At 69.8% G+C, this 26,764-nt stretch carries 21 protein-coding genes and 1 pseudogene; 11 read left to right on the top strand and 11 right to left on the bottom strand.

Annotated features, from left to right (window positions below; all coding sequences use genetic code 11):
- Positions 1–30: 30 nt before the first annotated feature.
- The 4 genes from ACQ5DX_RS20045 to ACQ5DX_RS20060 all read right to left on the bottom strand — a co-directional run bounded on the left by ACQ5DX_RS20045 (position 31) and on the right by ACQ5DX_RS20060 (position 6,662).
- A complete protein-coding gene (locus ACQ5DX_RS20045; protein ID WP_430334235.1) occupies positions 31–1,593 on the bottom strand; it encodes a 4-hydroxyphenylacetate 3-hydroxylase N-terminal domain-containing protein in 1,563 nt (520 codons plus the stop codon).
- A 447-nt stretch (positions 1,594–2,040) separates the two neighbouring features.
- Positions 2,041–2,946 (bottom strand): LysR family transcriptional regulator, encoded by a 906-nt coding sequence (locus ACQ5DX_RS20050; protein ID WP_430334236.1) that lies wholly within the window; start codon positions 2,944–2,946, stop codon positions 2,041–2,043.
- A gap of 105 nt (positions 2,947–3,051) precedes the next feature.
- Positions 3,052–5,046 (bottom strand): VanW family protein, encoded by a 1,995-nt coding sequence (locus ACQ5DX_RS20055; RefSeq protein ID WP_430334237.1) that lies wholly within the window; start codon positions 5,044–5,046, stop codon positions 3,052–3,054.
- Positions 5,047–5,324: 278 nt separating this feature from the next.
- Positions 5,325–6,662: an acetyl-CoA C-acetyltransferase gene (locus tag ACQ5DX_RS20060; protein ID WP_430334238.1), complete on the bottom strand. Its 1,338-nt coding sequence runs from the start codon at positions 6,660–6,662 to the stop codon at positions 5,325–5,327.
- A 170-nt stretch (positions 6,663–6,832) separates the two neighbouring features.
- Here ACQ5DX_RS20060 and ACQ5DX_RS20065 point away from each other — a divergent pair, with 170 nt between their 5' ends.
- Positions 6,833–8,179, top strand: coding sequence for a 3-oxoacyl-ACP reductase (locus ACQ5DX_RS20065; RefSeq protein WP_430334239.1), 1,347 nt, complete (start codon positions 6,833–6,835; stop codon positions 8,177–8,179).
- On the top strand, positions 8,179–9,051 hold the full coding sequence (locus tag ACQ5DX_RS20070) for a MaoC/PaaZ C-terminal domain-containing protein (RefSeq protein WP_430334240.1): 873 nt from the start codon (positions 8,179–8,181) through the stop codon (positions 9,049–9,051). The genes ACQ5DX_RS20065 and ACQ5DX_RS20070 overlap by 1 nt, the downstream gene beginning before the upstream one ends.
- Before the next feature lie 46 nt (positions 9,052–9,097).
- Here ACQ5DX_RS20070 and ACQ5DX_RS20075 read toward each other — a convergent pair whose 3' ends face one another.
- Both ACQ5DX_RS20075 and ACQ5DX_RS20080 read right to left on the bottom strand, forming a co-directional pair.
- Positions 9,098–9,412 carry a MerR family transcriptional regulator gene (locus ACQ5DX_RS20075; protein WP_430334241.1) on the bottom strand — a complete coding sequence of 105 codons (315 nt, stop codon included), beginning with the start codon at positions 9,410–9,412 and terminating at the stop codon, positions 9,098–9,100.
- A gap of 191 nt (positions 9,413–9,603) precedes the next feature.
- A complete protein-coding gene (locus tag ACQ5DX_RS20080) occupies positions 9,604–9,978 on the bottom strand; it encodes a hypothetical protein (RefSeq protein ID WP_430335753.1) in 375 nt (124 codons plus the stop codon).
- 410 nt (positions 9,979–10,388) lie between these two features.
- Between ACQ5DX_RS20080 and ACQ5DX_RS20085 the strand changes: the two genes are divergently transcribed.
- Both ACQ5DX_RS20085 and ACQ5DX_RS20090 read left to right on the top strand, forming a co-directional pair.
- Positions 10,389–10,532, top strand: coding sequence for a hypothetical protein (locus ACQ5DX_RS20085; protein ID WP_430334242.1), 144 nt, complete (start codon positions 10,389–10,391; stop codon positions 10,530–10,532).
- 72 nt (positions 10,533–10,604) lie between these two features.
- Positions 10,605–10,901 carry a WhiB family transcriptional regulator gene (locus ACQ5DX_RS20090; protein WP_430334243.1) on the top strand — a complete coding sequence of 99 codons (297 nt, stop codon included), beginning with the start codon at positions 10,605–10,607 and terminating at the stop codon, positions 10,899–10,901.
- A 65-nt stretch (positions 10,902–10,966) separates the two neighbouring features.
- Here ACQ5DX_RS20090 and ACQ5DX_RS20095 read toward each other — a convergent pair whose 3' ends face one another.
- Both ACQ5DX_RS20095 and ACQ5DX_RS20100 read right to left on the bottom strand, forming a co-directional pair.
- Entirely contained in the window at positions 10,967–11,563 is a 597-nt protein-coding gene (locus ACQ5DX_RS20095; protein ID WP_430334244.1) for a TetR/AcrR family transcriptional regulator, read from the bottom strand.
- A gap of 86 nt (positions 11,564–11,649) precedes the next feature.
- Positions 11,650–12,831, bottom strand: coding sequence for a glycoside hydrolase family 3 N-terminal domain-containing protein (locus ACQ5DX_RS20100; protein WP_430334245.1), 1,182 nt, complete (start codon positions 12,829–12,831; stop codon positions 11,650–11,652).
- A gap of 131 nt (positions 12,832–12,962) precedes the next feature.
- Here ACQ5DX_RS20100 and ACQ5DX_RS20105 point away from each other — a divergent pair, with 131 nt between their 5' ends.
- The 4 genes from ACQ5DX_RS20105 to ACQ5DX_RS20120 all read left to right on the top strand — a co-directional run bounded on the left by ACQ5DX_RS20105 (position 12,963) and on the right by ACQ5DX_RS20120 (position 19,186).
- Positions 12,963–13,430: a universal stress protein gene (locus tag ACQ5DX_RS20105; protein WP_430334246.1), complete on the top strand. Its 468-nt coding sequence runs from the start codon at positions 12,963–12,965 to the stop codon at positions 13,428–13,430.
- A gap of 56 nt (positions 13,431–13,486) precedes the next feature.
- A complete protein-coding gene (locus tag ACQ5DX_RS20110; protein ID WP_430334247.1) occupies positions 13,487–14,626 on the top strand; it encodes an isochorismate synthase in 1,140 nt (379 codons plus the stop codon).
- Between the two features lie 38 nt (positions 14,627–14,664).
- Positions 14,665–14,838: a DUF2613 domain-containing protein gene (locus ACQ5DX_RS20115; protein WP_430334248.1), complete on the top strand. Its 174-nt coding sequence runs from the start codon at positions 14,665–14,667 to the stop codon at positions 14,836–14,838.
- Between the two features lie 88 nt (positions 14,839–14,926).
- Entirely contained in the window at positions 14,927–19,186 is a 4,260-nt protein-coding gene (locus tag ACQ5DX_RS20120) for an alpha-(1->3)-arabinofuranosyltransferase (RefSeq protein ID WP_430335754.1), read from the top strand.
- A 68-nt stretch (positions 19,187–19,254) separates the two neighbouring features.
- On the opposite strand, the pseudogene ACQ5DX_RS20125 reads toward ACQ5DX_RS20120, so the two are convergent.
- Positions 19,255–20,256 (bottom strand): annotated as a pseudogene (locus ACQ5DX_RS20125) (acyltransferase family protein); the annotation flags it as partial.
- A gap of 205 nt (positions 20,257–20,461) precedes the next feature.
- On the opposite strand from ACQ5DX_RS20125, the gene ACQ5DX_RS20130 reads away from it, so the two are divergent.
- Positions 20,462–21,610 (top strand): DUF3068 domain-containing protein, encoded by a 1,149-nt coding sequence (locus ACQ5DX_RS20130; protein ID WP_430334249.1) that lies wholly within the window; start codon positions 20,462–20,464, stop codon positions 21,608–21,610.
- 107 nt (positions 21,611–21,717) lie between these two features.
- Positions 21,718–22,209 carry a hypothetical protein gene (locus tag ACQ5DX_RS20135; RefSeq protein ID WP_430334250.1) on the top strand — a complete coding sequence of 164 codons (492 nt, stop codon included), beginning with the start codon at positions 21,718–21,720 and terminating at the stop codon, positions 22,207–22,209.
- Here the strand turns inward: ACQ5DX_RS20135 and ACQ5DX_RS20140 are convergent.
- Positions 22,206–23,417, bottom strand: a complete 1,212-nt coding sequence (locus tag ACQ5DX_RS20140) for a polysaccharide biosynthesis protein (protein WP_430334251.1) — start codon at positions 23,415–23,417, stop codon at positions 22,206–22,208. The genes ACQ5DX_RS20135 and ACQ5DX_RS20140 overlap by 4 nt on opposite strands.
- A gap of 32 nt (positions 23,418–23,449) precedes the next feature.
- On the opposite strand from ACQ5DX_RS20140, the gene ACQ5DX_RS20145 reads away from it, so the two are divergent.
- Entirely contained in the window at positions 23,450–25,201 is a 1,752-nt protein-coding gene (locus tag ACQ5DX_RS20145) for a hypothetical protein (RefSeq protein ID WP_430334252.1), read from the top strand.
- A gap of 60 nt (positions 25,202–25,261) precedes the next feature.
- Here ACQ5DX_RS20145 and ACQ5DX_RS20150 read toward each other — a convergent pair whose 3' ends face one another.
- Positions 25,262–26,746 (bottom strand): carotenoid oxygenase family protein, encoded by a 1,485-nt coding sequence (locus ACQ5DX_RS20150; protein ID WP_430334253.1) that lies wholly within the window; start codon positions 26,744–26,746, stop codon positions 25,262–25,264.
- Positions 26,747–26,764 lie beyond the last annotated feature (18 nt).

Raw genomic sequence — 26,764 nt, forward strand, 5'->3', positions numbered from 1 at the left:
TCCTGTGGCAGTTTCGGATTCGATCGCCCGTCAGGGCTTCAGGATGCTGACGTCGTCGGGACCGACCAGGTCCGGTACGGTCCAACCGTCGAGGTCGTACTCGTCCATTGCCGACTGTGCGAAGTCCTTGCAGTAGCCGAGCAGCCCGCTGCCCATCGCACCGAACAGGTTGGTCTGGCGGGTCACGTCGTTACTGCCGATGTAGTTGATCTCGTACAGCTCGTGGCGCGCACCGAATTCCGTGCCGATCGAATCCCACAGCATCTTCATGACCTTCACGCGCTCCTCGGCGTCGATGCCACCTGTGCCCCGGACGTAGGTGTCGAGGTAGCCGCGAATCTCGGGGGTCTTGAAGTCCTTCGCGTGCGAGTTCAGGTAGATCAGACCGGAGGCCACGACCTGCTCGATGATGTTCTTGATCTTGGGCATCGCCAGCTGGTTCATCACGCGGTACGCGCCCGCGAACTGCTGGTCGGGCTGGATCATCCCGTTCTTCCACGGCACCGCGCTCTTGGCCATAGCGTCGGAGAGCGCCCAGAACGTGTTGCGCCACGCGATCACCTCGCCCAGCTGGGACTTGACGCCGTGGAACTCTCCGGCGCCCGTGACGTCCAGTGCACGGGACAGCATCCCGACGAGGAAGTCCATCTTCACGGCGAAGCGGGTGCAACCGTGCAGCGACGCACGCTCGAGGTAGCCGGAGTGGATGTTGTACTTGTTCGCCTGTTCGAGGTCGTTGTAGATGAACGTGTTCTCCCACGGCACGAAGACGTTGTCCAGCACCAGGATCGCGTCGTTCTCGTCGAGACGGCTCGACAGCGGGTAGTCGAACGGACTACCCAGCGCGGCGGCGCGGTACTCATTGGACGTCCGGCAGATCAGCTTCACGCCGGGCGCGTTCGTGGGGGTGATGAACACCGGGGAGAACGCCGGATCCTGAACCGCGACCTGACCGACGTGACCGACGAACGTGTAGTGGGTCAGCGCCGAACCCGTGGCCACGACCTTCGCGCCGGTGACGTAGAACCCGGCATCGGTTTCCTTGGTGACGCGAATGAAGACGTCCTTGCCGGCGTCGGGGCCCATTCCGCGGTCGACCGGCGGATTCATGATCGCGTGATTGACGTACCAGGTCTTCTCCTGCGCCTTGCGGTACCAGTTCCGCGCGTTGTCCTCGAAACCGCGGTAGAACTCGGCATTCGCGCCGAGCGTGCCGAGGAAGCAGCCCTTGTAGTCGGGCGACCGGCCCATCCAGCCCCACGCGATCTTCTGCCACTCGGCGATCGCGTCCCGCGAGGCCACCTGCTCCTCGACGCTCGACGGCGCCCGGTAGAAGCGGTGCGTGAAGCCGCCCCACTCGGTGGGCGTGGTGAGGACGTCCTTGCGCGCGGGGTCGTGCAGCGCGTCGTACATGCGCGCGATCATCCGAGCGGAGTTGCGGAAGGCGGGATGTTCGGCGACGTTCTCCACTTTCTCGCCGTAGATCCACACCTCGCGCCCGTCGTTCAGGCTCTCCAGGTATTCCTGACCCGTGAATGGGATGTACTCGTTCCCGGCGGCACCGGTCGGCGAAGTCGTGCTCGTATCGGTCATTCTCGGATCCCTTTCTCCTGACAGCGAAGACGGTCACGCCGCCTCTGCGGCGACGGACGCGAAGGATCGAAATACGCCCAGCAGTAAGGGATTTCGAAAGAGATCCACGAAGTCGAACTCGGCTGGGGTTCGATCGCGGACAAGATTGGCACGGGCGCGCCGATCACGGAAGAGCCATGACGAGATCGGATCCGGGATCCGCTGCGCGCGGCGTCACCAGAGCCCCCGCGGCGCCGCCTCACAGTGGCGCGGATCACTCGGCGGCCATGCATCCTGATCAGCAGGTTTAACGGCCACGAAACGCCGTGCGACACCAATGACGTCGATCACAGCGAGTGATGCACATCACACGCAATGGTGCTCACATGATGGGATTCGACTTGATTTTCGACTCACCGGTCTATACACGCCGCCGATGACGGGTACATAGCTTTGCATATAGCTCGCTCAGGAACGGCCGCTCTCGAGGCGAGCACCCACTACTCGGGTTGCCTCGATCCAGCGCTCCATCAGTGGTGTGATTTCGGCTCCTCGCCGCCACAGGAGTGTCGCCTGCATCGGCTCGAGCCACAGCGGAGCATCCTGAAGCGCCACGGCGGCATGGTTTTCCGCCATCCTCTGCGTCGCCGGCGTGACACCGAGTCCCGCAGCGACGAACGGCAACGCGGTCTGCGGAGTGGAGACCTCGAGAATCTCGAAGGTCGGGTCGTTCGACAATGCCGTCTCGACGGTCTCCGGCATCCCGGAGAAGGCGGGCATGCGGCGCGGCAGGATCCACCGACCCCAGCCTCGTCCACCCGAGTGTCGTTCGTCGGCCCGATCTTCCGGAACGGCGAGTTTCAGGTCGATCTTCACGACCGGCTGCCACTCGCAGATGTCCGTCACGAAGTCCGCGAACTGCTCCGGTCCGAAAGGAACACAGCCCATGTCCAGGTCACCATCGCGAAGACCGTGCAGGATCGCCTCGGGTGCGATGTCGATCAGAGTGACTCGCACGCCCGGTGCCTCCTCGAGGAACTCGGCCAGGACGTCGGCAACGATCTCGTTGATCACCATGGGTTCGACCCCGATCCGGAGATCACCGACCACTCCGTCGCCCATCCGAATCAACGTCTCAGCGACCCGGTCCCGCTCGGCCACCAGACGCACTCCATTGGCGAGCAGATAGAGTCCGGCGCTGGTCGGATGGACCCCCTTCGCCGTGCGTTCGAGCAGGCGGACGCCTAGTTCGCGTTCCAGCTTCGCGATCGCCAGGCTCAACGGCGGCTGAGTCATGTTGAGCTTCTTCGCGGCCCGAGACACCGAACCCGCCTCCACGACGGCTTCGAAGTACTCGAGTTGACGGAAATCCATGTCAGCAGTCCTTCGGCGCAGTGGACCCTCAGAGGGTGCTGTCGCACTCTACGTGGCGCCGGACGGACCTCCGCTGGTCGTGTCGCCCGGGCGAGCGGGGGCCCGCTACCGGCCGGGCGACGGTGCCGCGGCGCCGTTCGACGGCGCCGGCTCGTTCGACACGCACTTCACAACCGGCACCGGGTCGTACTTGACCGTCCGGGTGTGGCGCGAGATCTCGCCACCGGAGTCCGCGTCGGTGATGATCCGGGTGTCGCTGACGGTGAATCCCGGTGCGCCGCCGGATGCCACGCAGTGCGGGCCGGCGGGCAGCGTGATCGTGTCCGGCGACGTCTGGTTGGACCGGTTGCCCGTCACCGACTGGACGTCGACGGTCTTGGTGCCCCAGATGCGGACCGTGATGTTCGAACTGGTGCCGATGGTCTGGATCATCACGCCGGTCTTCGCCGGATTCCGGAACTTCAGGTCGATCGCACCCTCGAACACCGTGGCCTCGCGGGCCGCCGGGTAGCGCGAGATGTAGTAGCTGTGCTCGGTGTGGTCGACGTCCTCCATGCCCGCGAAGTACGTGGCGTTGTAGAGGGTGGTCGCCAGCTGGCTGATGCCGCCGCCGACGGCCTTGTCGGGGCGTCCGTTGTTGATGATGCCCGAGTCGACATAGCCCTGCGCCGAGCCGCGCGGACCGGTCTGGGCATCGAACGAGAACGTTTCTCCCGGCTTGACGATGGCGCCGTCGATGGCACTCGCCGCGAGCCGGATGTTGACGCCGGAGGCGTACTCGAAACCACCGGTGGTGAATTCGCCGATCACCTCACGGATGCCGAGCGCCTTGGCACCCTCGGTGGTCAGCGCAGGCTCGGCGGGCTCGTAGACCGCCGGGGTGGTGCGCGCGCCCGGTGCGGCCAGCAGCGCCGGCAGCGGTTCGAGCGTCTTGGGCCACTGCACCATCTCGCCCGTCACCGACGGGACCACCTGCGGCGAGCCGCTCGTGAGGGTGATCTGCGCGTCCTTGGGCTTGATCTCGGTGCTCACCAACTGCGGGGCCAGGATCGCGGTGGCGGCCTCGACATTGTACTGCGGCGACAGCCCGCCGCCGCCGTCCGGCGCGAACGTCAGCACCTTGCCGATCTGGTCGCGCGGCAGCGTCGCGACCGCACCGTCCTTGCCGGTCACCACGACATCGGTCGCGACCGCCGGCGTCGCGACGTCGCGCACCGCGGCGTCGACACCGGCCTGCGTGACCGTGACGTCGACGGTGTCGACCGGCAGGTCCACGGTGGTGCCGAATGCCCACTGGTCGACGAACGTGTCCTCGGCGGCCTCCACGTCGAGGCGCTGCCCCGGCAGCGGCGCGACCGGAACCACCCGGGTGCCCTCGAACACGACGTTGCCCTCCCGCGGGGCACGGTCGGTCGCCTGCTGGACACCACCCATCGCCGACGCCAGAGCCGCGTCGTCGACCGTGGACACCACACCGATCTCGTGGTCGGTGAACAGCGACGCCAGTCGGGTGAAGGGGTTGATCGGCTGCTCGCCCGCCTGCTCGACGGTGGCCGCCCAGTCGATGCCGACACCGGCCTGGGCCGGCACGATCTCGCTGTCGGTGTTGCCGGCACGCACCGGCACCGGACGGTCCACCCGCGAACCGAGCGCGGCCCGCAACGTCTCCTCGGCGGTCGCCGTGCTCTGGCCGCCGATGTCCACCCCGGCGACCGTGACGCCGCGCGGCACCCGATCGGCCGAGACCACCCAGTCCACCGCGTACGCGATCACCCCGACCGCGACGACGCCACCGGCGACGGCGGCGTACTTCACCCACCGACGGTTCGGAGCCGCGTCGGTGGGCGCGGGCTGCGGATCGGGCGCCGGTGCGGCCTCGGGCTCCGGCAGCTGCTGGGGCTCCGGCTGGGGCTCGGACTCGGGCACCGGATCCGGCGTTGTCGCGAACACCTCGGTGGGCGCATCGGATACGGCGTCCTCCTGGGAAGGAACCGGAGGAATATCCGGAACCACCGGCATGATCTCGGTCGGATTCTCATCCGGCACCGGACCGTCCGTGTGGTTTTCCGGGTTCTTGGCGCCGTCGCGCTCGTCGCTCATGAAGTGGGGCTCCTGCCGAATCGACACCGTGCGGGGCCGTTGCGTTGCGTGTTCGTTCCCGTTCAGGGTAGTAGGGCGCTCCGAAACGACCACTCGGGATTCCCGCCCGCGGCACCGCGCACCGCCACGAACGGGCCGGCGAAGTAGAACGGCCCCGTGCCGTTGCCAGGTCGGGGGTCAGGCAACAACACGGGGCCGACTGGGATATCGCCCCTACGCGAGCGGCGTTACATCCACGACTTGCGGACTACCGGGATCGGGGGGTTCCTACCCTCCGATCAGACCTCGACGATCGCGGTGACACCCTGGCCGCCGGCCGCGCAGATCGAGATCAGGCCGCGGCCCGAACCCTTCTCTGCCAGCATCTTCGCGAGCGACGCCACGATCCGACCGCCGGTGGCGGCGAAGGGGTGGCCGGCGGCGAGCGACGAGCCGTTGACGTTGAGCTTGGACCGGTCGATCGCGCCCAGCGCCCCATCCAAGCCCAGGCGCTCCTTGCAGTACTCGTCGGACTCGAACGCCTGCAGCGTCGCGAGGACGACCGACGCGAACGCCTCGTGGAATTCGTAGAAGTCGAAGTCCTGCAGGGTGAGACCGTTGCGCTCCAGCAGGCGCGGGATCGCATACGTCGGGGCCATCAGCAGGCCGTCGCCGCCGTGGATGTAGTCGACGGCCGCGGTCTCGGAGTCCACCAGGTGCGCGAGGACGGGCAGGTTGCGCTCGGCCGCCCACTCATCGGTGGACAGCAGCACCGCGGAGGCACCGTCGGTGAGGGGAGTCGAGTTGCCGGCGGTCATGGTCGCGTCGCCCAGCTTGGTGCCGAACACCGGCTTGAGCTTGGCGAGCTTGTCGACGTCGGAATCGGGACGCAGGTTGTCGTCGCGGGTCAGGCCCAGGAACGGAGTGACCAGGTCGTCGAAGAAGCCGCGGTCGTAGGCGGCCGCCATGTTGCGGTGGCTCGCGGCCGCAAGTTCGTCCTGGTCCTCGCGGCGGACGCCGAATTCCTTGGCGGTGATCGCCGCGTGGTCGCCCATCGACAGTCCGGTGCGGGGCTCGCCGTTGCGCGGGATCTCGATGCCGAGCATCGACGGGCGCACCTGGCCGAGCAGCTTGACGCGGTCCGCGGTGGAGCGGGCCCGGTTCATCGACAGCAGGAACTCGCGCAGTTCGTTGTTCACGCCGATCGGCGCGTCCGACGTGGTGTCCACGCCGCCGCCGACGCCGGCGTCGATGCGGCCGGAGGCGATGGCGTCGCCGACCGCGACGATCGACTGCAGACCCGTGCCGCACGCCTGCTGCAGGTCGTACGCCGGGGTGTAGGGGCTCAGGGCACTGCCGAGCACGCACTCGCGCATGAGGTTGAAGTCGCGGCTGTGCTTGAGCACCGCGCCGCCGACCACCATGCCCAGCCGCTCCCCCTGCAGGCCGAAGCGGCTGACCAGCCCGTCGAGCGTCGCGGTGAACATGTCCTGGTTGGACGCGTGCGCGTACGCCCGGTCCGAACGCGCGAACGGAATGCGGTTACCGCCGACGATGGCGACGGGGCGAAGCTGCCGACCGCCGGACTGCGGTGCGGATGCCGGCTTCTGGTTGCGGTTTCTGGCTCTGCTGGTCACGTCGGTCTCCATGAGAGGTCGCGGGTGTGCATTCGGCTACGGGCACTCGACATTGAACTTACTCCAGAGTAAGTTCAATGTCGATACCGCACCTGGTGTAGCGGGTGCCCCGATCCGGGACATCGCAGACATCCCACGACGATTCGAAACCAGTACAAGGAAGGTGGACCGTGGCAGCCAGCAAGGGCGCTCCCGACCTCTACTCCCAGTTCCTCTCGTCCGCGCCGGGCGCATTCATCGCCAAGCAGGCCGGGCTGCCACAGCCGGAGAAGCTGCGCCGCTACAAGGCCGGTGAGCCCGCCCTCGCCGGCCCGATCCTCGTCGGCGGCAAGGGCCGGTTGGCCGAGCCGATCCGCGCGCTGCTGTCGGACTACCCGGCCGCACAGCCGCACGACGACCGTTACGGCGCGCTGGTGTTCGACGCGACCGGCATCGGCCAGGTCGACGAACTGGTGCAGCTGTTCGAGTTCTTCCAGCCGGTCATCCGCAACCTCGCCTCGTGCGCCCGTGTCGTCGTGCTCGGCACCACCCCGGAACTGACGTCGAGCGTCGACGAGCAGATCGCCCAGCGCGCACTCGAGGGCTTCACGCGCAGCGTCGGCAAGGAGATCAAGCGCGGCTCGACCGCCCAGTTGGTCTACGTCTCCCCCGACGCCGCGACGGGCCTGTCCGGCCTCGAATCGACGCTGCGCTTCCTGCTGTCCGCCAAGTCCGCATTCGTCGACGGTCAGGTCATCCGCGTCGGCGCCGAGGACTCGGTCGCCCCCGCCAGCTGGGACCGCCCGCTCGAGGGCAAGGTCGCGGTCGTCACCGGCGCCGCCCGCGGCATCGGCGCCACCATCGCCGAGGTGCTTTCCCGCGACGGCGCGCACGTCGTGTGCGCCGACATCCCGGCCGCCGGCCAGGCGCTGTCCGAGACCGCCAACAAGGTGGGTGGCACGTCGCTGGCCCTCGACGTCACCGCCCCCGACGCGGCCGACAAGCTGGCCGAGCATCTCACCGAGCGCCACGGCGGCGTCGACATCATCGTGCACAACGCCGGCATCACCCGCGACAAGACGCTCGCGAACATGGATGAGGCCCGCTGGAACAGCGTCCTCGGCGTCAACCTCCTTGCCCCGCAGAAGATCACCGAGGCACTCGTCGCCCAGGGTCTGCTGCGCGAGGGCGGCCGCGTCATCGACGTGTCGTCCATCGCGGGTATCGCCGGCAACCGCGGCCAGACCAACTACGGCACCTCGAAGGCCGGTGTCATCGGCCTGGTCCAGGCCACCGCGCCGGTGCTGGGCGAGAAGAAGATCACCATCAATGCTGTCGCGCCCGGCTTCATCGAGACCGCGATGACCGCCGCCATCCCGTTCGCGACCCGCGAGGTCGGACGCCGAGGGAGCTCGCTGCTGCAGGGTGGTCAGACCGTCGACGTCGCCGAGCTCGTGTCGTACTTCGCGAGCCCCGCGTCCAACGCCGTCACCGGCCAGATCGTCCGGGTGTGCGGCCAGTCCCTGCTGGGCGCGTGATGGCAAGCGGCAAGAGCACTCTCGTGCAGCTGCGCGAGCAGCCCGGAACCCTCGACAACTACGCGCGCGCAGCCCTCGGCGCACTGCCGTTCGTCAAGCCGTCGGGCAAGCGCAGCCTCCCGAAGGAGACGCTGGCGCTGTCCGGTCTGCGCGTGGACCCGGACAACCTGGCGGCGTACGCGAAGGTGTGCGGGCTGCGGTTCGGCGACACACTGCCGGTCACGTACCCGTTCACGCTGGTGTTCCCGACCGTGATGCGGCTGCTCACCTCGCGCGAGTTCCCGTTCCCGGCAATCGGTTCCGTGCACACCGACAACGTGATCGAGCAGCTGCGCCCGATCTCGGTGAGCGAGCCGTTGGACCTGAAGGTCCGCGCCGAGAACCTGCGCGCACACACCAAGGGCACACAGGTGGACCTTGTCAGCGAGATCTCGGTGGGCCGCGAACTCGTGTGGCGTCAGGTCAGCACGTTCCTCAAGATGCACCCGACGGGCGCCCCGAAGGAACCCAAGGCCGAGCACAAGGAGGAGGTGCCTCCGCCGCCCACCCGCACCCTGCGGGCCGACCAGAAGATCATCGGTCGGTACGCGGCGGTGTCGGGCGACCGCAACCCGATCCACGTCTCGTCGCTCGGCGCCAAGGCATTCGGGTTCCCCGGCACCATCGCGCACGGCATGTGGAGCGCCGCGGCCGTGCTGGCGCCGCTCGAGGGTCGCCTATCGGGCGCGGTCACCTACAGCGTGCGGTTCGGCAAGCCGATCGTCCTGCCGGCGACGGTGAACCTGTACGCCGACCGGACCCCGGACGGGTGGGATCTGGCACTGAAGAATCCGAAGAAGGGCTACCCGCACCTCACCGCGACGGTGCGGTAGGACGGGGCCGGGGCGTGGCGGGCGATCCGTCCGCCGCTCCCCGGCGTCAGCTCCCGCGGACCGTCAATTCCTGTCGCAGCCGGACGTTCTCGGCTTCCAGTTCCGACTTGGCGGCCTCGAGTTCGAGGATCTGCCGAATCCCGGTGAGGTTGACACCGGCCTCGACCAACTCGGACACGCGCGCCAACCGGTAGAGGTCGTCCTCGCTGTAGCGTCGCGTGCCGCCGCCGGTGCGCGACGGCGTGATCAGCCCACGACGCTCGTAGAGCCGCAGAGTCTGCGGACCGATCCCAGTCAGCTCGGAGGTGACCGAGATTCCGTAGACTCCGCGGGTGGAGCGGGGCGGAGACTGTTGCGTCATCGTGGCCTTCATATCGCGTCAAGTTCGGTCGCGTGGGGATACGCGCAGAAGACTCGCCCCCACCCGCCGCCCTTGCGGGCGGCCTATCGCGAGCATCTGCCGATGCCTCACGGTATCACCGACACCACATCGAATGTGTGGCGGCAGACGAAGATTCCCTGAATGCCCACCGGTCTGCCGACAACCGCCCGTCAGAAGTCGCCGGGCGAGCTCAGTTCTCCCAGCTTCAGATCGGCGTCGATCCAGTTCCCGGTCCGGCCGAGTTCGGCCATCGCACGGTCGAACGCGTCGACGAGCCACTCGTGCTCGGCCGTGACGAGCAACTCGGCGTCCGTGTCGGCGGAGTCCTGATAGAAGCGCACCACCCAGTGCGAGGCTGCCGTCGTGTCTCCGCTGAGACCTTCGACAGCGTGATCCGTCGCCAGTAGATAGCGGTTGTACTCGAAATCGACGCGGATCGCGTAGCCGCCGCCGGTGTTCACCACGTTCGCAGGGCGGTGGGTCGCTGCAGCGAGCACCGTGAGGGCGTCCGCGTAGCGGTCGGCGTATTCGCGGGTACGGGGCACGTGCAGCTCATCTCTGTCCGGCTCACCCACCGCAGGGTTGCGGCGGCGGGAAGACGACACTACGACTCCGAACAGGAGGACGCCATCGCGTTCCTACCGCAAACGTTACGCGGCAAACACCCCGTCGCCGACCGATCGGGCATTCCTCATCAGTACGGCTCACCAGGGAAGACGCTCAGATAAGCCCGGTAAGCAAATTTATCTGCTTCAACCGACATAGATTTTGTTGTACGGTGCAGTGGTCAAAACTTCCAGATGCAAGCGAAGAAGAGTGAGACGGAGAAGTCAGGCCCGCCGCGTGGCGAGGGTCCGGCCCACTCCACCCCACCGGTCTTCCGAGCTCGAGCGGTGAACCGAGAGGTCTCGCCGACTGCGGGTGGGCCGTATCAGAGAAGAGAGGATGACCACACGTGAGTGCGCATCTTGCGACCGACACCGTCCGTGACGCGGCGACCTGGTCTCTCAGCACCGAGGAACTCAAGCACCGACTCGACAGAATGTTCTCCGGCGTATCGGATCCACGATCCACCGGGCCCGACACCGGCGCCGTCTGACACGTCGACGTGTGCGCCCCGGAGGGCGCCCCGACGCATTCGGCAGCCACGGACATTCACGAGGAGCATTCGATGACCGAAACCCGACCAACCCTCGCACCCCTGGCCAACACCTGGGAATGGCAGCAGCACGGCAACTGCCAGGGCATGAACGAATCCATCTTCTTCCCGCCGACCGGCGAACGCGGCAAGGCCCGGCAGATGCGCGAACGGCGCGCCCAGGCCATCTGCGCGTCGTGCCCGGTGAAGACCACCTGCCTCGAGCACTCGCTCGCCGTGCCGGAACCGTTCGGCGTGTGGGGCGGCATCGGTGAATCCGAGCGCGCGAACATGCTGCGCGGCCGTCGCGGCCGACACCGGGCAGCCTGACCGAGCACGAAAGCGCGGAGGGCCCGGACGTCTCCCGTCCGGGCCCTCCGCGCTCGTCTGTCCGTCTACTTCTTCTTGCCACCCGCCAGGCCGCGCCACGCGAGCTTGTCGAGCAACTCGACGGCCGCATCGACGTCGATCTCGCCGCCGGCCACCCGGTCGGCGACGGCCTCACCGGCCCCCACCAGGGCCACCGCCATGATCGAGAAGTCCGTGCCCGACTCCGGCTCCTTCGTGCTGGATTCGAGCAGCTTGGCCGTCAGTTCGATCAGCCGGTCGCGGCTGCCGCCGACCTGCGACGCGAACGCCTGCTGACCGATCGCCTGCCGGTACAGCACCATCCACGAACTGCGGTTCTGGTCGACGAAGCCCAGGAACCCGGTGAGCGCGGCACGCAGCTGTTCACGCGGCGGCAGAGTGGGATCGCCCGCGGGCGAGATCGCCTCCACGAAGCGCAGCCCCTCGCGGTGGATGCACGCCGCGAACAATTCGTCCTTGGAGCCGTAGTACAGGTACAGCATCGGCTTGGAGATCTTGGCCCTCGCCGCGATCGAGTCCATCGACGCGTCGTGGAACCCGTTGTCGGAGAAAACCTCGACGGCGGCGTCGAGCATCTGCTGCTCGCGCACGGCCCTGGGCAGCCGCTTGGTGCCACCAGCCATAATTCCTCCAACCAGGGGTAAGACTCGCAATCTTACTCGATGGTAAGAAGATCAGCGTTCGACCACCATTGTGACCCAGCCCCGTCTCAGCAGGTCACAGCCCCCTTCGCGCGCGCCATGGTGAGTACCGACTGGTCGACCTGCGACGCGGGCAGCTTGCCCGACTTCACCGCCTGCTCCAGGTGGTCGAGGACCCGCGGGACGTCGTCGGTGGTCAGCCAGAGCGCCGTGGTCACCCCGGACGCCAGCGCCTGCTCCACGGCCTGCGCGATGTCGTACCGGTCGGTGATCGCCTTCATCCCGCTCAGGTCGTCGGTGAAGATCGGACCCGTGAACGGCGGCGCACCGTAACCCGTGCCCTGCCGCAACAACGACACCGCGTCCGGGCTCAGGCTCGCCGGGAGGTTGTCCTTCGTCAGGCCGGGGACGCTCAGGTGTCCGAGCATCACTCCGACCCCGGTGTCGACCAACTCCCGGTACGGCACCAGGTCCTTGGTCTGCAACTGATCCAGCGGCGGCGTGGTCACCGCCCCAGTGTGCGAGTCGCCCGACGCCGAGCCGTGGCCCGGGAAGTGCTTGAGCACCGGCAGGATTCCGGCGTCACGCAGGCCGCGGGCGTATGCGTCCGCGTACGTCGTCACCACCTGCGGGTCGTCGGAGAAGGACCGGTCGCCGATCACCGCGTCGGCCGGCTGGCTGCTCACGTCGACGTCGGGCGCGAAGTTGGCGGTGATCCCGAGGCGATACAGCTGACGTCCCCGCTCGAGGGCCATCTGATAGGTCTGCTCCGGCGTCATGGTCCGCGCGACCTCGCGAGCCGACGGATCCGGCCCGTACAGGTCGTCGATGCGCGAGACCCGGCCGCCCTCCTCGTCGATCGTCACCATCAGCGGCACCGAACTGGCCTCCGCGACCTGGGCGACCCCGCCGCCGGTGAGCATCGAGTCGTCGGTCCAGCTGCCGATGAAGATGCCACCGATCTGCTCCGACTCGACGACGTGCAGCGCGTCCGCGGTGCCGGTGACACCGACGGTGAGCAGCTGCGCCAGCTTCTGCCGCTCGGTGAGCGAGTTCAGGAAAGCGGGCCCGCACACCGCCGAGCCGAACGGGGACGGCGCCTTCGGCGCACTCGACGTCTGCGACACCGGCTGCGACGTCGAGGACGGCGACGGGGACTCGGACGTGGCGGTACCGGTGTCGTTCCCGGACGTACAGCCGACGGCCAGCCCCGCGCACAACGCGACGGCCAACGCATGTCGAATTCGCATATATCCGACGGTAGTCGACATCCGTTCCGGCGATTTCCCGAGCCGAGCGGCACAGGTAATGGCAAGGTAATCTCAAGTACGGAAAGCCGAAGACCACCACAGTCGGTCGACCCGGATTTCAGGAGGTCACAGTGCCTGCAGATCTCATGCTCATCGCCTACGACGGCTCCGACAACGCCAAACGTGCAATCGAATACGCCGGCCGCTTCCTCGCCGCGAATCGCGCCGTGGTGGCCACCGCGTGGGAGCCGATGGTGCGACAGGCCGCCCGCATGTCGGGGCTGTCCGGTGTGATGCAGCCCGAGTGGGTTCCCGACGAGGCATCCGAGGACATCGCGCTGACCGACGCGAAGACGACCAACGACGAGGGCGTGGACATCGCACTGGCCGCGGGACTTAACGCCGAGGGCCGGTGCTGCGAGTCCTCGACCGCGATCTGGGCGACCATCGTCGAGTGCGCCGACGAGTTGAACGCCGACATCATCGTCACCGGCACACGCGGCACCACCGGGCTGCGGTCGCTGTTGCAGTCCAGCGTCGCCGACCACGTCCTGCGGCACAGTCACCGCCCGGTCCTGATCGTTCCGCCGGGCAAGTAGCGGGGTCCAACCTCGAGGCAGCCGCCACCGGTGCCCCGACTATCGTCGGCAGCACCATGGACGGCTTCCTGCTCTCGCGCCCCGATCGCACTCTTCGCACCACCGGGACACGGGATCGATTCGACAATGCGGCCGCGGCGGCGGACGCGCTCGCCGCCGGACGGACCGAACTGATCGTCGGCGCGCTGCCGTTCGACCCGGCCGCTGCGGCCGCGCTCACCGCACCCGAGACCATGTCGTGGACGCCCGGCCCGTGGCGGCCCGTCGCCCCGGCGCCGCTGCCGGCCGTTCGGATCGAGCGGGAGATACCGAGCGCCGCAGAACATGTCCTACGCGTACGCGGGCTCGTCGAGCGCCTCGGGCGCGGCAACCTCGACAAGGTGGTCGCGGCACGGGCGGTGCGACTGGTCGCCGACGCCCCGATCAGCCCCGAGGCGTTGGCCGCGCGCATGATCGTCCGACACGAGGCCGCCAACGGATTCGCGGTCGATCTGACCGCGGCCGGCGACGGCTACATCGGGCACACCCTCGTCGGCGCCAGCCCCGAGATCCTGCTGAGCCGACGCGGCACCACCGTCACGTGCCGGCCGCTCGCCGGATCCGCGCCCCGGCACACCGACGCGGAGGCCGACCGCGCCGAGGGTGAGCGCCTGCTCGCGTCGTCGAAGAACCTCGCCGAACACGCCTTCGTCGTCGACTGGATCCGCGACATCCTGGCGCCGCTGTGCACCGACCTGGAGGTGCCGTCGTCGCCGCAGCTGACCCGCACCGGCGAGTTGTGGCACCTGGCCAGCCCCATCCGCGGCGAACTGCGCAACGCGTCTCTCGGTTCGCTCGAGTTGGCGACCCGACTGCACCCGACACCGGCCGTGTGCGGCACCCCCACCGACCGCGCGCTGGTCACCATCCGCGAGATCGAGGGCGACCGCCGCTTCTACGGCGGCGCCGTCGGCTGGTGCGACGCCGCCGGCGACGGCGACTGGGTGGTCGCGATCCGGTGCGCCGAGATCGACGCCGACGGCACCGCCGCGCTGGCGTGGGCGGGCGGCGGGATCGTGGCCGCGTCCGACCCCGCGGCGGAACTGGACGAGACGACCACGAAACTCGGCACCCTGCTCGGCGCACTCGGCGTGGACTCGCCCGCCGACCACCCGGTAGGTGATACCTTGGCCCCGATATTGCGTACGCACGAGTAGGACGGCGTACCGGCGCCTCAGACCATGGGAGACCCGAGATGGCGAAGTTCCTTGTCCCCGGCATTGCCAGCGCTGTGATCGGTGCAGTCGTCGGTGCCGGTGCCGTGCTCGGAGTCACCGCCGCCGCGCAGGACAACAAGCTTCCCGACATCGACCGCTCCGGCAACGCCAACTCCTCGATCCTGAACCAGGTTGAGTACGGCAGCCGCTGAGCCCGCTCGTATCGCGCGTTCTCGCACCTCCCCCTCGTCCGGTGGTCCCGCCGGAGAGGGGCCTTCCGTCGAACCCTCGACAGAACCACTGACCCGGCGCTGGCTGATCGGCGCCGGGCTCGTTGCGTTGGTCCTGTGCCTGCTGCAGTCGCCCGGCAAGATCGTCGCCGACACCAAATACGACCTCACCGAGAACCCGATCGGGTTCCTCGCCCGCGCCGCCCACCAGTGGAGCAGCGTGGCGCCGCTGGGCCAGGTGCAGAACCAGGCCTACGGCTACTTCTTCCCGCACGGCGCGTTCTTCGCGTTCGGACAGTTGCTGCACGTCCCGCCGTGGATCACCCAACGGCTGTGGTGGGCGCTGCTGATCGTCGCCGGGTTCTGGGGCGTCGTTCGCGTCGCCGAGGCGCTCGGCATCGGCAGCCGCTCGTCCCGCATCATCGCGGCCGTCGCGTTCGCGCTGTCGCCGCGGGTGCTCACCACGATCGGCTCGATCTCGTCCGAGTCGCTGCCCATGATGCTGGCGCCGTGGGTGCTGCTGCCGGTGATCCTGGCGACCTCCCCGAAGTGGCGCGGCGACCGTAGTCTCGGCCGGCTCGCGGCGCAGTCGGCGCTGGCCGTCGCGCTCATGGGCGCGGTCAACGCGGTCGCCACCGCTGCTGCTTGTCTTTTGCCGGTCGCATGGTGGATCGCGCACCGGCCCAACCGGCGCTGGTGGGTGTTCACCGCGTGGTGGATCCCGTGCTTGCTGCTGGCGACGGTGTGGTGGATCGTGCCGCTGCTGCTGCTCGGCCGGGTGAGCCCGCCGTTCCTCGACTACATCGAGTCGTCCGGCGTCACGACGCAGTGGACATCGCTGACCGAGGTGCTGCGCGGCACCGACAGCTGGACACCGTTCGTCTCCCCCGAGCGCGTCGCCGGCACCGTGCTGGTCACGCAGCCCGTCGCGGTCGTCGCGACCGGCCTGATCGCCGCCGCCGGGCTGGCCGGGCTGTGCATGCGGAAGATGCCCGCGAGGGGGCGGCTGACGCTGATCCTGCTGGTCGGCATCGCCGGGCTCGGCGCGGGCTACGTCGGCGAACTGGGGTCCCCGATCGCCGAGCAGGTGCGCGCCTTCCTCGACGGCACCGGCGCCCCGCTGCGCAACGTCCACAAGCTCGAGCCGCTGGTCCGGCTGCCGCTGGTCCTCGGCCTGGCGCACCTGCTCGCGAAGGTGCCGCTGCCCGGATCGGTGCCGCTGCGCCGCTGGCGCGGCGCGTTCGCCCACCCCGAGCGCGAACCGCTGGTCGCGGTCACCACGCTGCTGCTGGTCGCGCTCACCCTCACCACCTCCCTCGCATGGTCCGGCCGGCTCGCCCCGCGCGGCGCCTACGACGAGGTCCCGTCGTACTGGCACGAGACGGCGCAGTGGCTCGCGGACAACGCCGCCGGGTCCGGCACCGGCGCGGACGCCGAACGCGCGCTGGTGGTGCCGGGCGCCCCGTTCGGAGCCCAGGTGTGGGGCCTGACGCGGGACGAGCCGCTGCAGGCCCTCGCCTCCACTCCGTGGGCGGTGCGCGACGCCGTCCCCCTCGTCCCGCCCGGCGCGATCCGCGCGCTCGACTCGGTGCAGCGGCTCATCTCCGACGGCCGCCCCTCCGCCGGTCTCGCCGACACCCTGCTCGGGCAGGGCATCCGCTACGTCGTGGTCCGCAACGACCTCGATCCGGACACGTCCCGGTCGGCGCGCCCGATCCTGGTGCACCAGGCCGTCTCGGGGTCGCCCGGATTCGAGAAGGTGGCGCAGTTCGGCGAGGACATCGCACCCACCAGCGCCGAGAACGTGGTGGTCGACGGCGACCTGCGTCCCGCCTACCCGGCGATCGAGATCTACCGGGTCACCGCCCCGAACGGGGCGACGCCGCCAGCCGGGCCGTACGCGGTGGACCTGGACGCGGTGCCCGTCGTCCAGGGCGGCCCCGAGTCGCTGCAGCGCCTGGCCGAGAACGGCACCGTCACCGGTCCCGCGTTGCTCGCGGCCGACGCGGCCCGTGCCGGCATCGACGCCGGGTCGGTGACCGTCACCGACACCCCCACCGACCGGGAGACCGACTTCGGCCAGGTCGACAACCACAGCTCCGCGCTGCGCAGCCCCGACGACCCCCGCCGCACCTACAACGCCGTCCCCGACTATCCGGTGCCGGACGCACCGCTGGTCGAGGGTGAGTGGTCGGGCGCGACGATCACCGTGTCCAGCTCGGCGTCCGATGCCACCCAGCTCGGCGGCACCGCGCCCGGCAGCGGCCCGGCCGCGACCGTCGACGGCGACCCCGCGACCGCGTGGCTCAGCAACGGGCTCGAGACCGCCCGCGGGCAGTGGCTGCGCGTGGAGCTGGACACCCCGATCACCCGCGGGATGCTGCACCTGACGACCAGCCCGGCCGCGTTCGGGCCGCCCGTGAAGTGGATCCGCATCGAGACGCCCAACGGCTCGACGTCGGTGCGGGTCGACAAGCCCGGCGAGCCCGTCGACGTGTCGCTGCCGTCGGGCACGACACCGTGGATGCGGATCCTCGCGACCCACACCGAGGACGGCTCCCCCGGATTCCAGTTCGGGATCAGCGAGCTGTCGATCGACGACTACTCGTCCGGCACCGCGGTACCGGTGCCGATCGTGCACCGCACCGTCCTGCCACCCACACCAGAGGGTGCCCGGGTGCGCGGCTGGGATCTCGGCCAGGAGCTGCCCGGACGATCGGGCTGCGCCGACGGCCCGGACCGCGTGCACTGCAGCAGCGCGCTCATCCTGCCGCCCGAGGAGCCCGGAACCTTCACCCGCACCCTGTCGGTGCCGGACGCCACCGCCGTCACCCCGCAGCTGACGCTGCGGCCACGCCCCGGCGCGGCCCTCGACGCCCTCGTCACCGACCCCGCGGCCGTCACCGCCCAGGGCGGATCGGACGGCGTCGAACTGCGCGGCACCGCGAGCGCCGCCATCGACGGTGACGTCACGACGTCGTGGACGGCGTCCGCGGAGACCGCCCAGGGCAAGGGCGGACTGCCCACCCTGACCATCAAGCTCCCGCAACCCACGCTGGTCACCGGCCTGCGGTTGACCCCGAGCCCCGGCGCCCTGCCCGCCGCACCGTCGCGGGTGGCGGTCAATCTCGGCAACGGCCCGCAGACCCGCGATCTCGACGACTCGAACGCCGCGGCCCACGCCCCGCAGACCGTCTCGCTCGAACCGCAGGTCACCGACACGATCGTGCTGTCGCTCGTGAAGTGGACCGACGTCCTCGACCGGACCGGGCTCGGCTTCCTGCAACTGCAGCCGGCGGGCCTGTCGGAGGTCGTCGCGCTCGGGACGGACGGACGACCCGTGCCCGGCACCACGACCGAGCCGTCGCGACGCACCGTGACGGTGGGGTGCGACGCCGGCCCCACGGTCGTGATCGGCGGGACGACGGTCCGCATGTCGATCACCGCGACCGCGGAGCAGCTGGCCGCCGGCCGGCCGGTCACCGCGACCCCGTGCACCCCGGACGGTGTCCCGCTGCCGGCGGGCCGTCAGGACGTCGTCGTCGCGCCCGGGGCGGCGTTCACCGTCGACGGCCTACAGCTGAACGCGACCCCGCCGCCCCCGGCGGCCCCCGTCGTCTCCCCCGGCATCGGACGCTGGACCGAGAACCTGCGCGAACTCGACGTGGCCGCGTCCGACACCGACCGGCTGCTGGTGGTGCCCGAGAGCACCAACGTCGGCTGGGTCGCGACCGCGCCGGACGGCACCGAACTGCGGCCTGTCGTGGTCGGCGGGTGGCAGCAGGGGTGGATCGTGCCCGCCGGGACGAGCGGGACGGTGACCCTCGAGTTCCCGTCTGATCGCTGGTACCGCGCCGGGCTCGCGTTCGGGCTGCTGCTGTTGCTCCCGCTCACGCTGCTGGCGCTGGTGCCGCGGCGGCGCACCCCGGACCTCGGGCCGGCGCCCCGCCCGTGGCGGAGCCTCGTGGCCGCGGCCGTCGGGCTCCTGGCCGTCGCGACCGTCGTCGCCGGTCCGGTCGGCGCGCTGGTCACGGTGCTCGTCGCGGCCGGCGCGCTGGGCCTGTCACGCTGGCGCGGCGGCGCGTTCGCGGCCCGGTTCCTGGTCGGCACGGCCGGGGTGTCGGTCGTGATCGCGTCCGTCCTGCTGTCGACCGGTCCGTGGCGGGCCGCCGGCGGCTACGTGGGGCACTCGTTCCTGATTCAGCTGTTCGCGCTGATCGGCGTCGTCTGCGTCGGCGTCGCGGCGCTGCCGCTGTCGCGCTCGCCGATGTGGCGGCGCTTCTCCCAGCGATGGACGGCGCGGCGGGCGGGCTCCTCGACGAGCGCGTAGCTGGCCGACGCCACCGCGATGCTCAGCACCGAGGTGACGGCCAGGACGAACCAGAAGTTGCCGTTGAACGGGACGATGCCGAACATCGGGAACACGATCGTCAGCACCGCGAGATGCCAGATGAACAGGCCGTACGACCACCGTCCCACCGCCAGCGCGACGGGGCTCGCGAGGATGCGGTGCCGATGTCCGGCCAGCACCAGCGGCGCGAGCAGCGCGAAACTCATCACCGCACCGAGGGCGATCTTGGTGGCGTACTGCCACGGCGCGGCCCGCACCAGGCCCTCCGGGCCGGCCAGCCACGTCGTCGACAACCCGAACGCGACCACCGCGATCACCGCCATCCACACCCGCTGCTGGGCCAGGCGGTGCACCCACGTCCCGCCGACCATCGCGAGTTCGGCCAGCAGCATGCCCGCCGCAAACCACGGGATGTAACCGGGCAGCCAGTTGTCGTGGTGGATGCCGTCGGGCGCGGGCACCGGCAGGAACCCCCACACCAGGCTCACCAGTGCGAGACCGAGCAGCGTCGGCACCCGGAACCGGGCCGCCGACCCGCGCATCCGGACCAGCACGAGCGCGATGATCGGCAGCACCAGATAGAACGCCACCTCCACCGACAGCGACCACATCTGTGTGAGCCCCTCGGTGAGCGTGAGCGGCACGAAGACCTGGACCAACGCCAGGTTCGCGGCCCACACCTTCCAACCGCCGCCCGCCGCGGGCAGGAAGGCCAGCACCAGGACCACCAGCACCCAGTACGCGGGCAGGATGCGGGCCGCCCTGTTGAACCAGTACTTGGCGATGGTCGGCGCGCTGCCGAATCCGCGGGCGGCCGCGGCATGCGGGCGCCACAGCAGGAAGCCGGACAGCGCGAAGAAGACGGCCACCGCCAGGTCGAACCGACCCCAGATCCGGCCGATCACCGGATCGCCGGTGGCGCCGGTCTGGAAGGCCACGTGCGTCACCAGGACGCCGAACGCCGCGAACCCGCGCATCCCCTCGAGGGCCGGTACGAACGCCCGGGGATTGCCGACGGGGGCCGGCGTGGCGAGGTGCGAGGTGTTCATCGCCGTCAAGTGTGCCCGGGTCGTTGCAGAACCGAAAGAGCGACGTGAACCATCCCTGACGCACGTGCTGACGCAAACAGGACACCGTGACTGTTAGTGTCTGGGCTCACGTGGTGTCGCAGAAGCTGGGCACCGTGCGACCCGTGCAGCGGTCACGCTGCCGGTGGGGGTATCTCAATTCAAGAGTATTGAGTAAGGAGAGAGCATGGCCGAGCGCTCAGGCCGGAGCCGGATATTTGCGTGCATTCTGGTAGGCCTCGGGACCTTCCTGCTGGCCGTCGCGATCCTCATTCCCGCGTACACCGTCGACAAGCTGAAGAAGACCCCCCTCGATCTCGAGGTCACCACGGTCGCACCCGGCACCGGCGACGTTCTGGACTCCAAGGCGCTGCTCGCGGGCAAGGCCGAGGTCAACACGAACGTGCCGATCGTCGCCCAGCGCTACGTCATCACCGAGCAGCCGTCCGATGCCCAGGTCGTCTCCATCCAGGCCGGCCAGACGGTCCGGCGCACCGACAAGCAGGGCGACACCGGCCTGCTGACGGCGACAGTGGACCGCGTGACCGCGGACCGCGTCAGTTCGATGCCGGTGGAGCCGCCGGTCGGCACCATCCAGACGTCGTCCACGGCGCCCGCCGAGGAGGTCTCGCACACCGGCCTGCAGTACAAGTGGCCGTTCGATGCGGAGAAGAAGAGCTACCCGTACTTCGACCTGAACGTCCGCAAGAGCCAGGACATCAATTTCGTTGAGGAAACCGAGATCAACGGAATGAAGGTCTACCACTACAACCAGGTCATCGAGCCGACCGATCTGTCGAAGGTCGTGGCCGACCCGACCAACAAGCTGACCCTGCCCGCCAAGACGTGGGGTGTGCCCGGCGACGACCAGCCGATCACCATGACCCGCTGGTACACCAACGAGCGTGACGTGTGGGTCGACCCGGTCACCGGCGTCGTCGTCAAGGGCCAGGAGAAGCTGTACCAGTACTACGCCCGTGACAAGGCCAAGCCGGAGGTCACGGTCCTCAAGGTCACGCTGCCGTTCGACGAGAACACCATCGAGTACCAGATCGGCCAGGCCAAGGACGGCCAGGACAAGCTGTCGCTGTTCGGCCGCACCCTGCCGATCGTCGCCGGCATCCTCGGCGTGATCGCGCTGATCGCCGGCATCGTCCTCGGCATCCGCGGCGGTCGCGGCAAGAAGGGCGCCCCCGAGGGCGGCCCGGAGAACCCGCCCAACGGGTCGGGTCAGGCCGAGGACCACGACTGGACGTCGGACAAGACCGAGGAGTTCCCCACGGTCAACCTGAACCAGGACCAGGGCGGGTTCACCGAACCGCCGCGCCAGCAGTAGTCGGCGCTCCCTGACGAACGAGAACCCCCGCACGGATCACCGTGCGGGGGTTCTGTCGTTCGGGCGGGTTGTCCCGGTCCTCGGTGCTTCCGTGCGAGGCTGGGCGCATGCGGCACACGCGCAGTGTCCGGCGGTGGACGTACGGGGTGGCGGCGGCCCCGCTGTTCCTGTTCGCCGTCACGCTCGTCATCGAGGAGATGTCAGGGAATTCTCGCCACCTTCTCCACGACGTCGCCGCCAACTGGATGTTGGCCCTGGCATTCGGATCTGTCGTCTTAGTGCCGGCGATGCTGCTTGCCGGGTACGGCGGATACCTCGTTGCTCAGACCCCACACCGGCCACGATTCGGACGCGTCGTCGCGACTATCGGGCTCGTCGTACTGGCGGCCCCCGGACTACTCGGCGCCGCCGACTTCGTGATCGCTCTGCTCGCCGGTCGCCCGGAGTATCCCGATGACGGCACCTCGTGGGCGCCTCGGCTTGCGACCGCCGGAGAGATCCTCTTCGGCGCGCCCTTCTTGCTGATCAGTGCGGCGAGTGTGTTTGCGCTCCGGGTGGTCTGGTCGGCGAGACCGACGACGGTGACCGTGTCGTCCTAGCTCGCCGCGACGTCGGCGGAGCGGGCGCTGCGCACCGCGAGCAGCGAGGCGGTCGCGGCGGTCACGGTCGCCACGCAGGCCGCGACGGTGATGAACTGACGGACGGTGTCGGCGACGGTGAAGAACAGCGCCGCCTCGACCGCCAGGCCCACCCACGCGACGATCGCGAGGTAGGTGCGCTCGCCGGCGATCGCCGACAGCAGCGCGCCCTGCAGGACCGCGAGCGCGGCACCGTTCCAGGCGAACATCCACAGGATGCCCTGGACGGGCGAGTAGTCGTCGCCGAACAGGATCGGGGCCAGTGGGGCGGCGACGGCGGCGCCCACGACGAGGATCGCGCCGAGCCCCACCAACACACCGAGCGCGGACCGGACCGCCGCCGCGGACTGCTCGGGATTCGCCATCTTGGGATACAGCACGACGCCGATGGCCTGCGGCAGCCAGAACGCGGCCTTGGTGGCGACGGCACCGGCGGCGTACAGGCCGGCGTCGTGCGAGTCGAGCACCGCGCGGGCGATCACCAGGTCCATCGAGGTCAGCGCGATCAGCGCGAGTTGCACCTGCGACGCCCGCAGGACCGTGGCGACACCGATGGTCGTCGCGCCGCCCTCACCGTCGGCGTCGGATGCGCGTCGGCCCGCCATCAGGCGCGCGAGCAACGCCATGGCACCCGTGCCCGCGGCACCCGCGAGCAGCGTCGGGCCGGGCCCGCCGCCCACCGCGAGCACCGCGACGGCGGGCGCCACCTTCGCGATCCCGGCCCCGGCCAGCACGACGCTCAGTTCCGCGAACCGGCCCGCCCCCTGCAGGAGGCCCTGTTCGGTGCCGAGCAGCACCAGCAACGGTGCCGCGACCAGCGCCGCCGCGGTCGCGCCGAGGCTCGTGTCGAGCGCCCACGACATGATCGGGACGAGCACCACGGCGACCACGCCGACGATCGCCGCGCACCGGTACCCGAGCGCCCGCAGCGCCGCCGTCGGCTTGCCGTGGACCACCTCGCGCGCCACGACGGTCTGCAGAGCCAACGCCGGCACCGCGAGCACCAACTGGGCGGCGAGCAGGCTCGCGAACTCGCCGTACCCGGCCGGTCCGAGCCAGCGCAGCGCGGGCAGCGCCAGCAGGTACGCCGCGATGTTCGCTGTCATCGATCCGACGGTCACCATCGTCATCCCGGCGACGGTGGAGCCGGACAGCGATTGGCGTGGCATCCGCCCATGATCGCACCAGTACAGTGCGCGTCATGACGGGACGGCGCACGACACTCACGCGAGCGGTGCCGATCCTGTACAGCCTGGCGTTGACGGTGGCGGTTCTCGGACCGCTGCCGGCCCCCGGCTATCTCTTGATCCGCGACGCCGTGTCCACGCCGCGGTCGTACCTCACCGACTCGGCACTGGGGCTGACGGACGCCGCGGCCCGCGCGGTGCCGCAGGACTGGCTGGTCGCGGTGCTCAGTTCCGTCGTCGACGGCGGGCTGGTGGTGAAGACGATCCTGTTCGCGGCGCTGTGGCTGGCCGGATGGGGTGCGGCCCGCATGATCGCGGTGCTGCTGCCGGGCGCGGGGCTCGGGCCGCAGCTGGTGGCGTCGACGGTGATGCTGTGGAACCCGTACGTGGCCGAGCGGCTGCTGCAGGGGCACTGGAGCCTGCTCACCGGCTACGCGGCGCTGCCGTGGATCGTGTGCGCGGGGACGGCGATCCGGCGCGGGCGCCCGGGCGGCTGGTGGGCGCTGACGCTGTGCCTGGCGGCCGCGGGTCTGACACCGACGGGGGCGCTGCTCGCCGTCGTCGTCGCGGTGGCCGTCCTCGCCGCACCGGGCGGGCGCGGCCCGGTCGTCCCGCGGGTGCTGTGGACAGCGCTGCTGTTCGTGGCGGTGTCGGCGCCGTGGCTCGTCGCGACGCTGGGCTCAGGCGGCGGGACGTCGGATCCGGCGGGGGTCGCCGCGTTCGCTTCCCGCGCCGAGCCGGGGCTCGGGACTGTGGGCAGCGTCGCCGGGCTGGGCGGAATCTGGAACGCCACCGCCGTCCCCGGATCGCGAACGTCGCTGTGGGCGCTGGCCGGAACGCTCCTCCTGCTCGCCGTCGTCGCGTGCGGGCTGCCCGCGCTGTGGCGCCGACGGCGCAACCCGGTGATCGTCGCGCTGGCCGTGCTGGCCCTGGCGGCGGTGCTGCTGCCCGCGCTCGGTGCCACTGGTTGGGGGCTGGCGGTCGGCGAGTGGGCCGTCGCGCACGTGCCGGGTACCGGGCTGCTGCGCGACACCCAGAAGTGGGCGGCGCTCGCGGCGCCGCTGTACGCGCTGGCCGCCGCGGCCGGGGTGCGGTCACTGAGCGCGCCGATCGCGTTGCCCGGCGCGGCCCCGGTCGCGGCGATCGTCGCGGTCGTGCTGGCGCTGCCGGACCTGGTGTGGGGCGTCGGCGGGGCGCTGCGGCCGGTGCAGTACCCGGGGTCGTGGCAGCAGGTGGTCGAGAAGCTCGAAGCGTCACCGGAGTCGGGCGACCTGGCCGTGCTGCCCGCCGGGATGTTCCGCAAGTTCCCCTACAGCGGCGACGTCCCGGTCCTGGACCCGGCGCCACGCATGCTGCCGGTGGACGTGTTGCAGACCGGACAGCTGGTGGTGGGTCAGGCGTCGGCCGTCGGCGGTGAGGGCGCCCGCGCCACCCGCGTCGAACGGCTGCTGCTCGCCGGTGCCGGCCCGCAGGAACTCGCCGACGAGCACGTGCGGTGGGTGCTCGTCGAGCGCACCACCCCCGGGCCGTCGGGTGACTCGCAGCGGACCCTCGACCAGCTCGAGCCGGTGTTCGCGGACGACGAGCTGGCACTGTACCGGGTACCCGGCACCATCCCACCGGACCTCGGCGACGGCCGCGCGCCGGCGCTCGCCGCCCATATTCTCTGGGCCGCGCTGCTGGTCGGCGGCGCGGCCGGGTGGGCGGTCCGGGCCCGCCGGTCCACGACGAAGACCGCCGCCGGCGAGGACCACCCGGTGGGGTGAGACCGGGCACGGGGCCCCACCCCACCGGACGGCCTGCGCGACAACGCGTTCGGGCCGGTGTCAGTCCGCCTGCGACTGGGCGAGTTGATCGCTGCGCACCCAACACGCATGGAATCCCGACGGGACGCGCTGCGGCAGCAGTACCCGCGCGATCGGTCCCGCCGCCACCGCCTCGGCGTCGAAGATCGCGATCTCGCCGCGGTCCTCCACCTCGTCGTTGACGAAGCAGACGAGGTAGCCGTCGGTCTCCCCGGTCGAACCGTCGCGCGGGGCGAACGGCGCCTCGGCACCCCACCGTCCGGCACCGAACTTGTGTTCCTCCTTGGTCCCGGTCAGGGAGTCGAACCGCACCAGCCCGTCGAACAGCAGCGTCGGCTCGTTGCCGAGGCTCATGTTGTACGAGTACCGGTGCGACTGGCCCATGATCCGCGAATCGACGCTGGGGAATTCGATGTTGGCGTCGTCGAGCTCGGTCTCGGTGGTGGTTCCGGTGCGCAGGTTGAACCGGTACCGGTACAGCTGCGCATCGAGCCGCATGTAGGCGAGCATGTTCGACAGCGGCGACGCGAACGTCGTCTGGTGCTGGGGATTCTTCACCCGGCACACGTCCATGACGATCTCGTCGCCCTGCTCCCACGAGTTCACGACGTGGTAGATGTAGCAGGGTTTCGCGTCGAACCACCGCACGTCGGCGCTGTTGCCGTGACGCGGGATCACCGCGAACCGTGCGGGAAGCTCACGGTCGTAGTAGATCCGGTACTTGCCCGCCCGGCGGGCGTCGTGGTCCTGGACCAGCGGCAGGTCCATCAGGACCGAGTAGTTCTCGGTGATGGCGATGTCGTGCGGAAGCCGCGGACCGGGCAGGTCGATCCGGGTGAGGTGCGTCTGCCGGCCGTCCGGGCCGATGATGCCGTAACGGAGGAAGTCCTGATCGGGCCCGTAGTCGAACCAGATCAGCTCACCGGTGGCCTCGTCGACCTTGGGGTGCGCCATCATGTCGCCCGAGAAGGTACCCAGAAAATCCTGCGCACCAATTGTTTCCAGCGAAAGCGGGTCGACCGAGTACGGAGTTCCGCACAGATACCACGTGGCCAGGACCTGGCCTCGATGGAAGATCACATCGGTGTTGGCGGAGTCCTTGATCCCCAGCCCGTGCCCGTTGCCCCACGGATTGTCCTTCGGGTTCTCCATCAGCCCCGTCCACAGGGACCGACCCGCCTCGGACTCCTCGTGGAACGCGCGGGTGCGGACGTACCGATTGCGGTACCGGACCTTGCCGTTCTCGAAGTGCGCTGCGTGGATCATCCCGTCGCCGTCGAACATGTGGTAGCGACCGGGTGCGTCGAACTGACGGTTCGGGCCGTTGCGGAGGTAGACGCCGTTGAGGTCCTTGGGGATCTCGCCGATCACCGGCAGATCGTCGAGCGTCAGTTCGTCCCGAACCGGGGCGAACACGCCGAGGAGGTACGGATTCTCGTCGCCCCCGTCGGCCGCGCGAGCGACGGCGATCGGTTCGCCGTTCGCGGATGACTGTGTGCGGCTCATCGTGGATTCCTTTCGTCG

The sequence above is a fragment of the Rhodococcus sp. ACT016 genome (genome assembly GCF_050477185.1).
GTDB lineage: Bacteria > Actinomycetota > Actinomycetes > Mycobacteriales > Mycobacteriaceae > Prescottella.

Excerpts from the sequence above, each read along its gene's own strand:
- ACQ5DX_RS20045 (WP_430334235.1), bottom strand. The coding sequence starts at position 1,593 with ATGACCGATACGAGCACGACTTCGCCGACCGGTGCCGCCGGGAACGAG.
- ACQ5DX_RS20050 (WP_430334236.1), bottom strand. The coding sequence starts at position 2,946 with ATGGATTTCCGTCAACTCGAGTACTTCGAAGCCGTCGTGGAGGCGGGT.
- ACQ5DX_RS20055 (WP_430334237.1), bottom strand. The coding sequence starts at position 5,046 with ATGAGCGACGAGCGCGACGGCGCCAAGAACCCGGAAAACCACACGGAC.
- ACQ5DX_RS20070 (WP_430334240.1), top strand. The coding sequence starts at position 8,179 with ATGGCAAGCGGCAAGAGCACTCTCGTGCAGCTGCGCGAGCAGCCCGGA.
- ACQ5DX_RS20075 (WP_430334241.1), bottom strand. The coding sequence starts at position 9,412 with ATGACGCAACAGTCTCCGCCCCGCTCCACCCGCGGAGTCTACGGAATC.
- ACQ5DX_RS20090 (WP_430334243.1), top strand. The coding sequence starts at position 10,605 with ATGACCGAAACCCGACCAACCCTCGCACCCCTGGCCAACACCTGGGAA.
- ACQ5DX_RS20095 (WP_430334244.1), bottom strand. The coding sequence starts at position 11,563 with ATGGCTGGTGGCACCAAGCGGCTGCCCAGGGCCGTGCGCGAGCAGCAG.
- ACQ5DX_RS20100 (WP_430334245.1), bottom strand. The coding sequence starts at position 12,831 with ATGCGAATTCGACATGCGTTGGCCGTCGCGTTGTGCGCGGGGCTGGCC.
- ACQ5DX_RS20110 (WP_430334247.1), top strand. The coding sequence starts at position 13,487 with ATGGACGGCTTCCTGCTCTCGCGCCCCGATCGCACTCTTCGCACCACC.
- ACQ5DX_RS20115 (WP_430334248.1), top strand. The coding sequence starts at position 14,665 with ATGGCGAAGTTCCTTGTCCCCGGCATTGCCAGCGCTGTGATCGGTGCA.
- ACQ5DX_RS20130 (WP_430334249.1), top strand. The coding sequence starts at position 20,462 with ATGGCCGAGCGCTCAGGCCGGAGCCGGATATTTGCGTGCATTCTGGTA.
- ACQ5DX_RS20135 (WP_430334250.1), top strand. The coding sequence starts at position 21,718 with ATGCGGCACACGCGCAGTGTCCGGCGGTGGACGTACGGGGTGGCGGCG.
- ACQ5DX_RS20140 (WP_430334251.1), bottom strand. The coding sequence starts at position 23,417 with ATGCCACGCCAATCGCTGTCCGGCTCCACCGTCGCCGGGATGACGATG.
- ACQ5DX_RS20145 (WP_430334252.1), top strand. The coding sequence starts at position 23,450 with ATGACGGGACGGCGCACGACACTCACGCGAGCGGTGCCGATCCTGTAC.
- ACQ5DX_RS20150 (WP_430334253.1), bottom strand. The coding sequence starts at position 26,746 with ATGAGCCGCACACAGTCATCCGCGAACGGCGAACCGATCGCCGTCGCT.